This is a genomic window from Enterobacter cloacae complex sp. HYC033_NIDB (assembly GCF_056673335.1).
This window is the reverse complement of sequence record NZ_CP115123.1, coordinates 1,667,432-1,681,905: the sequence shown is the minus strand read 5'-3', so window position 1 is coordinate 1,681,905 and position 14,474 is coordinate 1,667,432. Positions and strand designations below refer to the sequence as shown.

13 protein-coding genes are annotated in these 14,474 nt (G+C 53.9%); 4 read left to right on the top strand and 9 right to left on the bottom strand.

Annotated elements, in window-relative coordinates; translation table 11 throughout:
- Window positions 1–6: 6 nt before the first annotated feature.
- From cdsA to rpsB, 7 genes are all read right to left on the bottom strand, one after another.
- Window positions 7–864 (bottom strand): phosphatidate cytidylyltransferase, encoded by an 858-nt coding sequence (cdsA, locus tag O1721_RS07895; RefSeq protein ID WP_003856175.1) that lies wholly within the window; start codon window positions 862–864, stop codon window positions 7–9.
- 12 nt (window positions 865–876) lie between these two features.
- A complete protein-coding gene (gene ispU, locus O1721_RS07890; protein WP_003856176.1) occupies window positions 877–1,635 on the bottom strand; it encodes a (2E,6E)-farnesyl-diphosphate-specific ditrans,polycis-undecaprenyl-diphosphate synthase in 759 nt (252 codons plus the stop codon).
- A gap of 185 nt (window positions 1,636–1,820) precedes the next feature.
- The gene (gene ispC / locus O1721_RS07885) at window positions 1,821–3,020 is read right to left on the bottom strand and encodes a 1-deoxy-D-xylulose-5-phosphate reductoisomerase (protein WP_032647309.1); all 1,200 of its coding nucleotides are present in this window, start codon (window positions 3,018–3,020) and stop codon (window positions 1,821–1,823) included.
- Window positions 3,021–3,112: 92 nt separating this feature from the next.
- The gene (gene frr / locus O1721_RS07880) at window positions 3,113–3,670 is read right to left on the bottom strand and encodes a ribosome recycling factor (RefSeq protein ID WP_017383739.1); all 558 of its coding nucleotides are present in this window, start codon (window positions 3,668–3,670) and stop codon (window positions 3,113–3,115) included.
- A gap of 167 nt (window positions 3,671–3,837) precedes the next feature.
- Complete coding sequence (gene pyrH, locus O1721_RS07875) at window positions 3,838–4,563, bottom strand: UMP kinase (protein ID WP_002889306.1); 726 nt, start codon at window positions 4,561–4,563, stop codon at window positions 3,838–3,840.
- Window positions 4,564–4,712: 149 nt separating this feature from the next.
- A complete protein-coding gene (tsf, locus tag O1721_RS07870; protein WP_015572722.1) occupies window positions 4,713–5,564 on the bottom strand; it encodes a translation elongation factor Ts in 852 nt (283 codons plus the stop codon).
- Window positions 5,565–5,681: 117 nt separating this feature from the next.
- Window positions 5,682–6,407, bottom strand: coding sequence for a 30S ribosomal protein S2 (rpsB, locus tag O1721_RS07865; RefSeq protein ID WP_003856207.1), 726 nt, complete (start codon window positions 6,405–6,407; stop codon window positions 5,682–5,684).
- Between the two features lie 321 nt (window positions 6,408–6,728).
- Between rpsB and map the strand changes: the two genes are divergently transcribed.
- The 4 genes from map to O1721_RS07845 all read left to right on the top strand — a co-directional run bounded on the left by map (window position 6,729) and on the right by O1721_RS07845 (window position 11,619).
- Window positions 6,729–7,523 carry a type I methionyl aminopeptidase gene (map, locus tag O1721_RS07860; protein WP_003856208.1) on the top strand — a complete coding sequence of 265 codons (795 nt, stop codon included), beginning with the start codon at window positions 6,729–6,731 and terminating at the stop codon, window positions 7,521–7,523.
- A gap of 62 nt (window positions 7,524–7,585) precedes the next feature.
- Window positions 7,586–10,261, top strand: a complete 2,676-nt coding sequence (gene glnD, locus O1721_RS07855; protein WP_032649948.1) for a bifunctional uridylyltransferase/uridylyl-removing protein GlnD — start codon at window positions 7,586–7,588, stop codon at window positions 10,259–10,261.
- A 32-nt stretch (window positions 10,262–10,293) separates the two neighbouring features.
- Window positions 10,294–11,118: a 2,3,4,5-tetrahydropyridine-2,6-dicarboxylate N-succinyltransferase gene (gene dapD / locus O1721_RS07850; RefSeq protein WP_003856214.1), complete on the top strand. Its 825-nt coding sequence runs from the start codon at window positions 10,294–10,296 to the stop codon at window positions 11,116–11,118.
- Between the two features lie 111 nt (window positions 11,119–11,229).
- The gene (locus tag O1721_RS07845; RefSeq protein WP_015572719.1) at window positions 11,230–11,619 is read left to right on the top strand and encodes a DUF3461 family protein; all 390 of its coding nucleotides are present in this window, start codon (window positions 11,230–11,232) and stop codon (window positions 11,617–11,619) included.
- A gap of 89 nt (window positions 11,620–11,708) precedes the next feature.
- Here O1721_RS07845 and O1721_RS07840 read toward each other — a convergent pair whose 3' ends face one another.
- On the bottom strand, window positions 11,709–12,866 hold the full coding sequence (locus O1721_RS07840) for a CdaR family transcriptional regulator (RefSeq protein WP_003856217.1): 1,158 nt from the start codon (window positions 12,864–12,866) through the stop codon (window positions 11,709–11,711).
- Window positions 12,867–13,012: 146 nt separating this feature from the next.
- A complete protein-coding gene (degP, locus tag O1721_RS07835) occupies window positions 13,013–14,446 on the bottom strand; it encodes a serine endoprotease DegP (RefSeq protein WP_015572718.1) in 1,434 nt (477 codons plus the stop codon).
- Window positions 14,447–14,474 lie beyond the last annotated feature (28 nt).

Below are 14,474 nucleotides of genomic sequence, written 5' to 3'. Positions count from 1 at the left end.
CTTCCGTTATATCGTCCCAAACACCAGTAAAAGCAGGCAAGCAAATACGGGAACAGCCGCGGTAAGGCTGTCAATGCGATCCAGTATTCCGCCATGTCCTGGAATCAGGTGACCACTGTCCTTAATCCCTGCTTCACGCTTAAACATACTCTCGGTTAAATCACCCAGCACCGATGCCAGCGCCGCGAAAATCGAACATACCAGCAGCGTCGAGGGGGCAACCTCAAGATTCGCCCAGACGCCATAGCCCCAGGAGATAATCGCTGCCGTAAACAGGCCGCCGATGAAGCCTTGCCAGGTTTTACCCGGAGAAACCTTTGGCGCCAGTTTATGTTTACCGAACAGTTTACCAAACATATAGGCCCCGGAGTCAGCCCCCCAGACGAGAATCATCACATAAAGCAGCCATATCGCGCCGCTGTAGTGGTTTTCGTCATAGTGCCAGGCGCGCAACGCAACCATACCCCAGAAAAACGGAACAATCGTGAGCAGACCAAAAATAAGGCGCAACACTTTAGAGTTACGCCAGATCGCCGCAGAGCCCGGATAGAAAAGCACTAAAACAAGCGCAGCAATCCACCAGGCCAGCGATATCCATAAGGATCCGGCAACCAGCGGCTGGTGAACATCATGATGATATTCAGGCAAGGTATACAGCATCAGGGCCAGTAAAAAACCACAGAGTACCGCCAGCCATACCCGCTGAGTGCGCGAGGTAAAGCCGCTAAGCTGCCCCCATTCCCACGCGGCGAGCATACACACCACCAGCGTAACAATAGCGAATCCCACCGGAGGCAGTAAAAACAGCGCTGCGATGACGACGGGTATTAATACAAAAGCGGAAATCAGGCGATACTTCAGCAAAAGCTACCCCCATCAGGCGTTATCGCCACCAGGCTCGGTGCCGCCGAAACGACGCTCTCGATTGGCAAAGGCATGCAGCGCACCTTCAAAGTCTTGTTCATCAAAATCTGGCCAAAGAACATCCGTAAAGTAAAGTTCGGCGTAGGCAATTTGCCACAGCAAAAAGTTACTTATGCGATGTTCCCCCCCTGTTCTTATAACCAAATCCACGGGTGCCAGTTCATTCATGCAGATTTGCTGACTCAGCGCCTCTTCATCAATCTGGTCGGGTCTTAACAGCCCTTCCTGAACCTGCTCAGCCAAATGCCGAACCCCCTGGATAATATCCCAGCGTCCGCCGTAATTCGCCGCGATATTGAGCGTCAGGCCGGTATTATTTTCCGTCAGCGCTTCTGCTTTGCGAATCCGTTCCTGCAAACGTGAGTTAAAACGACTGGTTTCGCCAATAATACGCAAGCGGACGTTGTGGCGGTGCAGGCTTTTTACTTCACTATCGAGCGCCCACACGAACAGTTCCATCAACGCAGTCACTTCCTGCGCAGGTCGATTCCAGTTCTCACTGCTAAAAGCATAGAGCGTTAACGCATCAATGCCGTTATTGGCGGCAAAAGAGACGGCGCGGCGAACAGATTTCGCCCCAGCTTTATGCCCAAAGGCTCGTATCTTCCCTTGTCTTTTCGCCCAGCGGCCATTGCCATCCATGATGATTGCAACATGGCGACAGCCATGTGCTGGCAAGTTTTCGCTTATTGGTTGATTCGCAGACAACATAACGCGTTTTTAGTCCCTGAAAGGATTTAACGGTACACAGGAATACTGAAGCCTATACATAAAAAAGCCGTGTCAAACCACGGCTTACCTGACCACTTAAAGCCAAATACCTGCGATCAGGTGGCGCAGACTATATCACTGAAGCCCAACGCTAACAAATAGCACGACGACTAGTGCTTGCTTTATCACCAGCTTGCGAGACGTGTCACCTGTTTACGCGCAACAATGCGTGCCTGTTCATCCACGGCCAGCACCTCTTCCACGCTCTGCGGCTCACGCAAATCCATTATCTCCAGCACGGATAAATTCAACGCGGCGATGTCAGTAAAGCGGATCTGCTGATTCAGGAATGCTTCAACGGTCACTTCATTGGCTGCATTAAGCGCCGTTGTCGCCGCCTGCCCCTGATCGAAGGCCGTCATCGCCAGTTTCAGACAGGGATAACGGTCGTAATCAGGCTCGCTAAACGTCAGTGAACTCAGCTTACAAAAATCGAGAGGCTTAACGCCCGATTTTACGCGGTTTGGCCACGCCATCGTATGAGCAATAGGCGTACGCATATCCGGTTCGCCCAGCTGGGCCAGCACGCTGCCGTCCTGATAGCGCACCATCGAGTGAATCACCGACTGCGGGTGGATCAGCACTTCCATCTGTTTCGCCGACGCATTGAACAGCCAGCGAGCTTCAATGTATTCCAGACCTTTGTTCATCATGGTGGCCGAATCGACGGAGATCTTACGCCCCATTGACCAGTTCGGATGACGACACGCCTGATCCGGCGTCATTGCGCTCAATTCAGACAGTGGCGTTTCACGGAACGGGCCACCAGACCCGGTAAGCAGAATCGACACAACGCCATTCTGCTCCAGGTCAGCGTACCCCAGGTTTTGTTGAAAAGGTTGAGGTAAACTCTGAAAAATCGCGTTGTGTTCGCTATCGACCGGCAAAAGACGCGCCCCACGCTGTTTTACCGCTTCCATAAAGAGGCGTCCGCAGGTGACCAGCGACTCTTTGTTCGCAAGCAGGACATTTTTACCCGCATCAATAGCGGCAAGCGTCGGCAGAAGACCCGCCGCCCCGACGATTGCCGCCATGACCTGATCAACTTCATCAAGCGCGGCCATATCGCACGCCGCCTGTTGCCCGCTGAGTACCTCGGTACGGCAGCCCTTCTCCTGCAACAACGCTTTCACCTGGCGGGCGCTCTCTTCGTCATCCATCACCGCAAAACGGGGGGTAAACTCCAGGCACTGTTCGACCATTCGCTGCACGTTTTTTCCGGCCACAAGCGCGGCCACGGTGTAGCTGTCAGGATTATGACGTACAACGTCGAGAGTGCTGCAACCGATAGAGCCGGTCGAGCCGAGGAGAGTGAGATGCTTCATGAGATGCCCAAAAGTTAGACCAGATAAAAGCAAAACGCCGCCAGCAAGACTCAATGTCCTTCTGAACGGCGTTTATCAGTGTACAGCGAAAATCAGAACTGCATCAGTTCCGCTTCTTTTTCTGCCAGCGCCGCATCAATTTTCTTGATGGCCGCGTCGGTCATTTTCTGAATGTCGTCCTGAGAACGACGATCGTCGTCTTCGCTGATCTCTTTTTCTTTCAGCAGGGCTTTCACTTTATCGTTCGCATCGCGACGCACGTTACGTACGGAAACACGACCCTGCTCAGCTTCACCACGAACTACTTTGATCAGGTCTTTACGACGCTCTTCCGTCAGCGGAGGCAGTGGAACGCGAATATCCGCGCCGGCTGAGCTTGGGTTCAGACCCAGGTCGGATGCCATGATCGCTTTTTCAACGGCCGGGCTCATTGAGCGGTCGAACACGTTGATTTTCAGGGTACGGGTATCTTCTACCGTCACGCTCGCCAGCTGACGCAGAGGCGTTGGCGTACCGTAATATTCTACGATAATGCCATCCAGCAGGCTTGGGGAAGCACGGCCAGTACGGATTTTGCTGATTTGGTTTTTGAACGCTTCTACGCATTTTTCCATGCGTACTTCAGCATCTTTTCTGATGTCGTTAATCACGTTACGGATCCTTGAAAACTTGTCTCAGGCAGACTATCCGCCAGCACAGCGCTACAGGTGTGCTAAGTATAGTCGCGTTTAATTCATGACAACGCCAAAGGCGCGCCCGGGTAAGATACCACGTCGAAATAAAGCGGAATCTTACCTGTATTTATCGCCGACGGAAATTATTCCGTGATCAAAGTGCCTTCTTTTTCGCCCATAACAACGCGACGCAGCGCGCCAGGCTTGTTCATATTGAAGACACGGATCGGTAGTTTGTGGTCACGAGCCAGCGTAAAGGCGGCAAGATCCATCACTTTCAGCTCTTTTTCCAGCACTTCGCTGTAGGTCAGCTGATCGTACATGGTCGCTGAAGGATCTTTTGCCGGGTCGGCAGTAAACACGCCATCTACTTTGGTCGCTTTCAGCACCACATCGGCTTCGATTTCGATACCGCGCAGACAGGCTGCGGAATCGGTGGTAAAGAACGGGTTACCCGTACCGGCGGAGAGGATCACCACGCGGTTGTTGCGCAGCAGGCTGATGGCCTCTGCCCAGCTGTAGTTATCGCATACGCCATTCAAAGGAATAGCGGACATCAGGCGAGCGTTCACATAGGCGCGATGAAGCGCATCACGCATCGCCAGGCCATTCATCACGGTTGCCAGCATACCCATGTGGTCGCCCACTACGCGGTTCATCCCCGCTTTCGCCAGACCAGCACCACGGAAAAGGTTGCCACCGCCAATGACCACGCCAACCTGAATACCCAGTTCGACCAGTTCTTTGATTTCCTGTGCCATGCGATCAAGGATGCTTGCGTCAATACCGAAGCCTTCCGATCCTTGCAGCGCTTCGCCACTCAGCTTAAGCAGAATGCGTTTGTACACGGGTTTTGCATTGGTAGCCATGTTTCTTTCCTGAGACTGTCAACGATTAAGATGGGGTTAATTCTGGCGACATGATATGTCGCAAATCAGCACAGCGATACTGGAGCCTGTCTGATTTCGTGAGACGGGTGACAAAAAGAAGCCGCCCTCAGGCGGCTCCTTTTCAATCATTAAGACTGCTTGGACATTGCAGCAACTTCTGCTGCGAAGTCAGTCTCAACTTTCTCGATGCCTTCGCCCACTTCGAAGCGGATGAAGCCAGTTACATCAGCGTTGTGCTCTTTCAGCAGCTGAGCAACAGACTTGCTTGGATCCATTACGAAAGGCTGGCCAGTCAGAGAAACTTCGCCGGTGAATTTCTTCATGCGGCCTTCAACCATTTTCTCTGCGATTTCTTTTGGCTTACCAGACTGCATCGCGATGTCCAGCTGAACCTGGTACTCTTTCTCTACCACTTCAGCAGACACGTCTTCTGGCTTAACGAATTCTGGTTTGCTTGCAGCGATGTGCATTGCCAGCTGTTTAACCAGCTCTTCGTCAGCGCCTTTAGCCGCAACCAGAACACCGATACGCGCGCCGTGCTGGTAAGAGCCCAGAACATCGCCTTCCAGGGAAGAAACGCGACGGATGTTGATGTTCTCACCGATTTTAGCAACCAGCGCTACACGCTCTTCTTCGAACTGTGCTTTCAGAACTTCAACGTCAGTGATTTTGCCTGCAACCGCTGCGTCCAGAACTTTGTTAGCAAATGCCTGGAAACCAGCATCTTTAGCAACGAAGTCAGTCTGGCAGTTAACTTCCAGGATGATGCCGTAGTTGCCGTCGATTTTGGTGATGATCACGCCGTCAGCAGCAACGTTGCCTGCTTTCTTAGCTGCTTTGATCGCACCGGATTTACGCATGTTTTCGATTGCCAGCTCGATGTCGCCGTTCGCTTCGGTCAGCGCTTTTTTGCAATCCATCATGCCTGCGCCAGTACGCTCACGCAGCTCTTTTACCAGGGATGCGGTAATTTCAGCCATTCTTAAATCCTCGGGAGATGTGAACTGCCCGGCCGGGAGCCAAACAGTATAAATTGAAAAAAGGGGCCGATAATGGGCCCCTATTCATACACGGTACTAATAAGGGGTAAAACCTTATTATTCAGCTTCTACGAAGCTTTCTTCCGCCTGAGAAGCCAGATCCTGGGAACGGCCTTCACGAACGGTAGCAGCTACAGCGCTCAGGTACAGGCTAACAGCACGGATTGCGTCGTCGTTACCCGGGATAACGAAGTCAACACCGTCCGGATCGGAGTTGGTATCAACGATAGCGAATACCGGGATACCCAGGTTGTTAGCTTCTTTGATTGCGATGTGCTCGTGGTCTGCATCGATTACGAACAGCGCGTCTGGCAGGCCGCCCATATCTTTGATACCGCCCAGGCTGTTTTCCAGCTTGTCCAGTTCACGAGTACGCATCAGCGCTTCTTTCTTAGTCAGCTTATCGAAAGTACCGTCCTGAGACTGGGTTTCCAGATCTTTCAGGCGCTTGATGGACTGACGAACAGTTTTCCAGTTGGTCAGCATGCCGCCCAACCAGCGATGGTTCACGAAGAACTGGTCGCAGCTGTTAGCAGCATCTTTCACAGCTTCGCTTGCAGCGCGCTTAGTACCAACGAACAGAATCTTACCTTTACGGGAAGAGATCTTGTTCAGCTCAGCCAGGGCTTCGTTGAACATTGGTACAGTCTTCTCAAGGTTGATGATGTGAACTTTGTTACGTGCGCCGAAGATGAAAGGCTTCATTTTCGGGTTCCAGTAACGGGTCTGGTGACCGAAGTGAACACCAGCCTTGAGCATGTCGCGCATGGAAACAGTTGCCATGTTTAAAACCTCTATATTGAAAGTTGGGGTTATGCCTCCACGTATCCCATATTACCGACCCCGAAGGGCACCCCGGAATATGTGCCGATACGTGTGTGTTGTTACACAAAGTGAGATTTGTCGCTCCCGTCCAGCCTGTGTATCTGAGATGGATCGGAAGTCCGGCGCGCTTTATATCACAAAACACGGCCAGAAACCAATAATTGTTGGCGGAGTGTGCTGTTAATGATTCTCAATTTGGCACGGGGTGCGCCTGACTGATACCATTGACAACACTTACACTAGTATTGTCGAAAAAATCGACACCGATGGACAGATTACATGGCTATCTCTATTAAGACACCTGAAGAAATTGAAAAGATGCGCGTCGCCGGTCGTCTGGCCGCGGACGTGCTGGAAATGATCGAGCCGTTTGTGAAACCGGGCGTCAGCACTGGCGAACTGGATCGCATCTGTAACGACTATATCGTCAACGAGCAGCACGCGGTCTCCGCCTGCCTTGGCTATCACGGTTTCCCGAAATCCGTCTGCATCTCTATTAATGAAGTAGTGTGCCACGGCATTCCGGATGACGAGAAGCTGCTCAAAGATGGCGACATCGTCAACATCGACGTGACCGTCATCAAAGACGACTACCACGGCGACACCTCTAAGATGTTCATCGTTGGCAAGCCGACGATTCTGGGCGAGCGTCTGTGCAAAGTGACGCAAGAGAGCCTCTACCTGGCGCTAAAAATGGTGAAGCCGGGTATCCGCCTGCGCACCATCGGCGCCGCAATCCAGAAATTTGTGGAAGCGGAAGGTTTCTCCGTGGTGCGCGAATATTGCGGTCACGGTATTGGTCGTGTGTTCCATGAAGAACCGCAGGTTCTGCACTACGATGCAGACGACGGCGGCGTAGTGCTGCAAAAGGGCATGACCTTCACTATCGAACCAATGGTCAACGCGGGTGATTACCGCATCCGTACCATGAAAGATGGCTGGACGGTAAAAACCAAAGACAGAAGCTTGTCTGCCCAGTACGAGCATACTATTGTGGTTACAGACAACGGCTGCGAAATTATGACGTTGCGCAAGGATGACACCATCCCGGCGATACTGACGAACATTGAGTGATAAGAAGCCGGCGAATGCCGGCTTTTTTAATGGCGATAGCTTTTTCTTATGGGTGGCACACGATGAGTAATCTCTTACCCGAACAGTATGCTAACACAGCACTTCCCACCCTCCCCGACCAGCCTGATAATCCGGGCGTCTGGCCACCGCATGAGCTGACCTGCGCGCATATCAAAGCCCACATGGAGGTTTTCCATCGCTGGCTGGGTAGCGCATTTGACGCAGGCGTTTCGGCCGAGCAGCTCATTGAAGCGCGCACCGAATTTATCGACCAGCTCCTGCAACGTCTGTGGATCGACTACGGTTTCGGACAGGTGAGCGACGTCGCGCTGGTTGCGGTCGGCGGCTATGGCCGGGGTGAACTACATCCGCTCTCTGATATCGACCTGCTGATCTTAAGCCGTAAAAAACTGCCGGACGATCGGGCGCAGAAAATCGGTGAACTGTTGACCCTGCTCTGGGACGTAAAGCTGGAAGTGGGCCACAGCGTACGCACGCTGGAAGAGTGTCTGCTGGAAGGGTTATCCGACCTGACCGTCGCCACCAACCTGATTGAAACCCGCCTGCTGATTGGCGACGTGGCGCTGTTCCTCGAACTGCAAAAGCACATCTTTAGCGATGGCTTCTGGCCTTCGGAAAAATTCTTCGCCGCGAAAGTCGAAGAACAAAACCAGCGCCACCAGCGCTATCACGGTACCAGCTATAATCTCGAACCGGATATTAAAAGCAGTCCCGGTGGCCTGCGCGATATCCACACGCTGCAATGGGTCGCCCGTCGCCATTTTGGGGCAACATCGCTGGACGAAATGGTCGGGTTTGGTTTTCTGACCGAAGCCGAACGTAACGAACTCAATGAGTGTCTGCATCTGCTGTGGCGCATCCGTTTTGCCCTGCACCTGGAAGTCACCCGCTACGATAATCGCCTGCTGTTTGACCGACAGCTCAGCGTGGCGCAGCGCCTGAATTACCAGGGCGAGGGCAACGAGCCGGTCGAGCAAATGATGAAGGATTTCTTCCGCGTCACCCGCCGCGTCTCTGAGCTGAACCAGATGCTGTTACAGCTGTTCGATGAGGCGATCCTCGCGCTGACGGCAGACGAAAAACCGCGTCCGATTGATGACGAATTTCAGCTGCGCGGCACGCTTATCGATCTGCGCGACGAAACGCTGTTCATCCGCGAGCCGGAAGCGATCCTGCGAATGTTCTACACCATGGTGCGCAACAGCACGATCACCGGGATCTACTCCACCACCCTGCGTCATCTGCGCCATGCACGGCGTCATCTGAAGCAGCCGCTGTGTTACATCCCGGAGGCGCGCTCGCTGTTCCTGAGCATGCTTCGTCATCCGGGCGCCGTCAGCCGCGGTCTGCTGCCGATGCACCGTCACAGCGTATTGTGGGCCTATATGCCCCAGTGGTCGCATATTGTCGGACAAATGCAGTTCGACCTGTTTCACGCCTATACGGTGGATGAGCACACGATCCGCGTCATGCTGAAGCTGGAAAGTTTCGCTAAAGAAGAGACGCGATCCCGCCATCCGCTGTGCGTTGATCTGTGGCCACGTCTGGCGCACCCGGAGCTGATCCTGATCGCCGCCCTGTTCCATGATATCGCCAAAGGTCGCGGCGGCGACCACTCCGTACTCGGTGCGCAGGACGTGCTGAAATTTGCCGAGCTGCACGGCCTGAACTCGCGTGAAACGCAGCTTATCGCCTGGCTGGTTCGCCATCATTTGCTGATGTCGGTTACCGCTCAGCGTCGTGATATTCAGGATCCGGAAGTGATCAAGCAGTTCGCCGAGGAAGTGCAAACGGAGAACCGCCTGCGCTATCTGGTCTGCCTGACGGTGGCCGATATCTGCGCCACCAACGAAACCCTGTGGAACAGCTGGAAGCAGAGCCTGCTGCGCGAACTCTACTTCGCCACCGAAAAACAGCTGCGTCGCGGGATGCAGAACACCCCCGACATGCGCGAGCGCGTGCGCCACCATCAGTTGCAGGCGCTGGCCCTGCTGCGCATGGATAACATCAACGAAGAGGCGCTGCATCAGATTTGGGCGCGCTGTCGCGCCAACTACTTTGTGCGCCACAGCCCAAACCAGCTTGCCTGGCACGCCCGGCATCTGCTGAAGCACGACCTGACAAAACCGATGATTCTGCTCAGCCCGCAGGCCACGCGTGGCGGGACGGAGATCTTTATCTGGAGCCCGGACCGGCCTTATTTGTTTGCAGCGGTCTGTGCCGAGCTGGACAGGCGTAACCTGAGCGTTCACGACGCGCAGATTTTTACCACCCGCGACGGCATGGCGATGGACACCTTTATTGTGCTGGAGCCGGACGGCAGCCCGCTGTCGTCGGACAGGCATGAGGGGATACGCTTTGGCCTCGAGCAGGCCATTACCCAGCGCAGCTGGCAACCTCCGCAGCCGCGTCGTCAGGCGGCAAAACTGCGCCACTTTACCGTCGATACCGAGGTCAATTTCCTGCCGACCCATACCGAGCGTAAATCGTTCCTTGAGCTGATTGCGCTCGACCAGCCAGGGCTACTCGCCCGCGTCGGCCAGGTTTTTGCCGATCTGGGAATTTCGCTTCACGGCGCCCGAATTACAACCATTGGCGAACGAGTAGAAGATTTATTTATAATCGCGACGGCCGACCGGCGTGCCCTTAATAATGACCTGCAACTTGAAGTGCAACAACGGTTGACAGCAGCCCTCAATCCAAACGATAAAGGGTGACGTGTTTTTTAGTGAAATGGAAAGAGTAAACAATGCAGCAGTTACAGAACGTTATTGAGTCCGCTTTTGAGCGTCGCGCCGACATCACTCCGGCAAATGTGGATACCGTGACCCGTGAAGCGGTAAACCAGGTTATTTCCCTGCTGGATTCCGGCGCGCTGCGCGTGGCAGAAAAAATCGACGGTCAGTGGGTTACTCATCAATGGCTGAAGAAAGCTGTACTGCTCTCTTTCCGTATCAACGATAACCAGGTTATCGACGGAGCAGAAAGCCGCTACTTCGATAAAGTGCCAATGAAATTTGCGGATTACGACGAAGCGCGCTTCCAGAAAGAGGGCTTCCGCGTAGTACCACCGGCGGCCGTTCGTCAGGGTGCCTTCATAGCACGCAACACCGTGCTGATGCCATCCTACGTGAACATTGGCGCCTACGTTGACGAAGGCACCATGGTGGACACCTGGGCTACCGTCGGCTCCTGCGCGCAGATCGGTAAAAACGTACACCTGTCCGGCGGTGTGGGCATCGGTGGCGTTCTGGAGCCACTTCAGGCTAACCCAACCATCATCGAAGACAACTGCTTCATCGGCGCGCGTTCCGAAGTGGTTGAAGGCGTGATCGTCGAAGAAGGTTCTGTGATCTCCATGGGCGTTTATATTGGCCAGAGCACCCGTATTTACGATCGCGAAACCGGTGAAATTCACTACGGCCGCGTTCCAGCTGGTTCCGTTGTGGTTTCCGGCAACCTGCCGTCTAAAGATGGCAAATACAGCCTGTATTGCGCGGTCATCGTGAAAAAAGTGGACGCGAAAACGCGCGGTAAAGTGGGCATCAATGAACTGCTGCGCACCATCGATTAATCGGGTATAACAAAAAGCGGGGGCAACCCCGCTTTTTTTATATCCGAAGGTGGCGAAAATAGATTTTTTCGTTAATTATTCATAGGTTATGTTGAGATCAAGGGTACCGCTATGTACGATAATCTGAAAAGTCTGGGCATTACCAATCCTGATGAAATTGATCGTTATAGTCTTCGCCAGGAAGCCAATAACGATATTTTGAAAATCTATTTTCACAAGGACAAAGGAGAGTTCTTCGCCAAAAGCGTGAAGTTTAAATACCCTCGCCAGCGTAAGACCGTTGTCGCTGACGGTATCGGTCAGGGATATAAAGAAGTACAGGAAATCAGCCCTAACCTGCGCTACGTGATCGACGAACTTGATCAAATCTGCCAGCGCGATCGCAGCGAAGTCGATCTGAAACGTAAGATCCTTGACGACCTGCGTCACCTGGAAAGCGTAGTCACCAATAAGATCAGCGAGATTGAAGCGGATCTTGAGAAATTGACGCGTAACAAATGAGCCGTTTTATTGCCCGGTGGCGCTTCGCTTACCGGGCCTATGAACGCATGTAGGCCGGGTAAGGCGAAGCCGCCACCCGGCAAACAGCATCATCTCTGTTCATCCAGCTGCAACGCCACATACAGCAGTAGCCGGTCGTCAAAATTCCCTAAATCCAGCCCCGTCAGTTCCGAGATCCGGTTAAGCCGATACTCCAGCGTATTACGGTGAATAAACAGCGCTTTTGACGTTGCCAGCGGCTGCACGTTATGCCGGAACCACGCCTGCAACGTGCGGCGCAGCAGCCCGTTGTTGTCCATTGCTTTCAGACGCACCAGCGGACGCGCCAGCTCGTTGGCCTGCCAGCCGCCGCGCAGGCTGTCGAGCAGGACCGGCAGCATCAGATCCTGATAGAAATAACTGCGGCTCTCCGGCATGCGCTGTTTACCCACCATCATGGTGGTGCGCGCCGTTCGCCATGAACGGGCAATACTTCCCGGCCCGGTAAAATAATTTCCCAGCGCGACGCGAAAACGGAGCTGTCCGTTCTCCTTCATACGCTCGATGAGCAGCTCAACGCGGCGACGATGATCTTCCGCGTCCCAGCGACCAAACTGATTAAGCGCAGGCTTGAGCACCACCATTTCCGTCAAAGAGACAATCGCCACCAGGTTGTTACGCTCCGGCGTCGCCAGCATGTTTTGCAGCTGCTGTAGCTCCACCATGGCGCTGTCCACACCAAGCTGGCCGCTATCCACCTCAATAACGGCGACTACGCGCGGCTGATTCAGGTCGATACCCAGACGCTGCGCCCATTCGCTCAGGGCAGGCGTGTGCTCCTCAGCCTGAATCAAATTCATCACCAGCTCTTCACGCAGGCGGCTGTCCTGGGCGAGCAGATGCATCAGACGCGACTGCTCCAGCATCATCTCCGCAGTCATGCAGACCAGCTCACCGTATTTACGCAGCGATTCAGGGTCGCCGGTCAGACCGATAACGCCAACAATCTCTCCTTCCAGACGCAGCGGCAGGTTGATCCCCTGACGGACCCCGTGCAGATGTTTCGCCACGGCGTCATCGATGTCGACCACGCGCCCCTGAGAGAGCACCAGCAACGCCCCTTCGTGCAATTCCCCAATACGCTCACGATCGCCGCTGCCGATAATGCGCCCGCGGGCATCCATTACGTTGATATTGGTATCAATGATGCGCATGGTTCGCGCCACGATATCCTGCGCCATTTTGGTATCAAGATGCCAGCCAGCCATATAACCCTCCCGTGAGCAGAGCTCAAGCATAGGGAAGTTCAGCTAAGGCTGCATTGTGCAGATGCCCAAAGGCAGAGAGAGATGTATGGAGTTGTGGGAAAGGTCACAGAAAAGAGAAAGCCCCTGCGAACAGGGGCTTAAGAAGATTATTGCATCAGGAGATAAATAGAGGTATCACCACGCTGAATATTCAGTGCCAGCACAGAAGGCTTGCTGTCGAGAATTTTGCGCAGTTCAGCGATGTTTTTCACCGGCTGCTGGTTAGCGCCCATGATCACATCACCTTTTTTCAGGCCGATACGGGCAGCAGGTGAGTTCGCTTTCACGTTGTTCACCACCACGCCTTTATCTGCCCCTTTGTTGCTCATCTCGGCACCTTCAATACCGCTGAAGATGGTACTGGAATCGACCTGATTCTGACTGCTTTGTTGCAGTTCCAGGCTCACGTTAACCGGCTTACCTTCACGCAGCAGGCCGAGGGTCACTTTACTGCCGATTGGCATAGAACCCACTTCCGCACGCAGGGCGGCAAAGCTGCTGATCGGCTTACCGTTCAAAGAGGTGATGACGTCACCCGCTTTAATGCCGGCTTTCGCCGCCGAAGAGTTCGGCATGACCTGGCTTACGAATGCGCCGCGCTGAGCGTCCACTTTCATCGCTTTCGCCAGCTCGGAGTTCAGTTCGGTACCCATGATCCCCAGCTCACCGCGTTTCACCTGTCCATATTGCACCATCTGCGCAGTCAGGTTTTTCACCATATTGCTCGGGATAGCAAAGCCGATACCGATGTTGCCACCGTCCGGTGCCAGGATAGCGGTGTTGATACCGATCAGCTCACCGTTCAGGTTAACCAGCGCACCGCCGGAGTTACCACGGTTAATGGCCGCATCCGTCTGAATGAAGTTTTCATAGTTTTCCGCATTCAGGCCGCTACGTCCCAGCGCAGAGACGATACCCGAGGTCACGGTTTCGCCCAGACCAAATGGGTTACCGATGGCGACGGTGTAGTCACCCACGCGCAGCGCGTCAGAGTCGGCAAGCTTAATTGCCGTCAGGTTCTTCGGATCCTGAATCTGAATCAGCGCGATATCAGAGCGCGGATCTTTACCGACCACTTTGGCATCGAATTTACGGCCATCGCTCATCTGCACCTTAATGGTGTTAGCATTATCTACCACGTGGTTATTGGTCACCACGTAGCCTTTCGCTGCATCAATAATAACGCCCGAGCCGAGTGCCATGAATTTCTGCTGCTGGCCGCCGCCCTGACCGTCATCCCCTGCGCCGCCGCCCTGACAGAACGGAGAACTCTGGAATGGCGAGCCGTCCTGGCAGAATGGCGAATTATCGCCGAAGAACTGCTGGAAATTACGCGGCATACGCGGCGTATTGACGGTCGTGCTGCCCTCAACGTTAATACTCACCACCGATGGCATCACTTTTTCGAGCATCGGGGCCAGGCTTGGCATCTGCTGCGCAGTCGCTGCCGAGGAAGCTGTCTCGGCCGCCATCGCCAGAGGGGACAGCGCTAAACCTAAACTCAGAGCCAGTGCACTCATTGCTAATGTGGTTTTTTTCATGTTTCTCAATCTCGATTTACCAGATAAC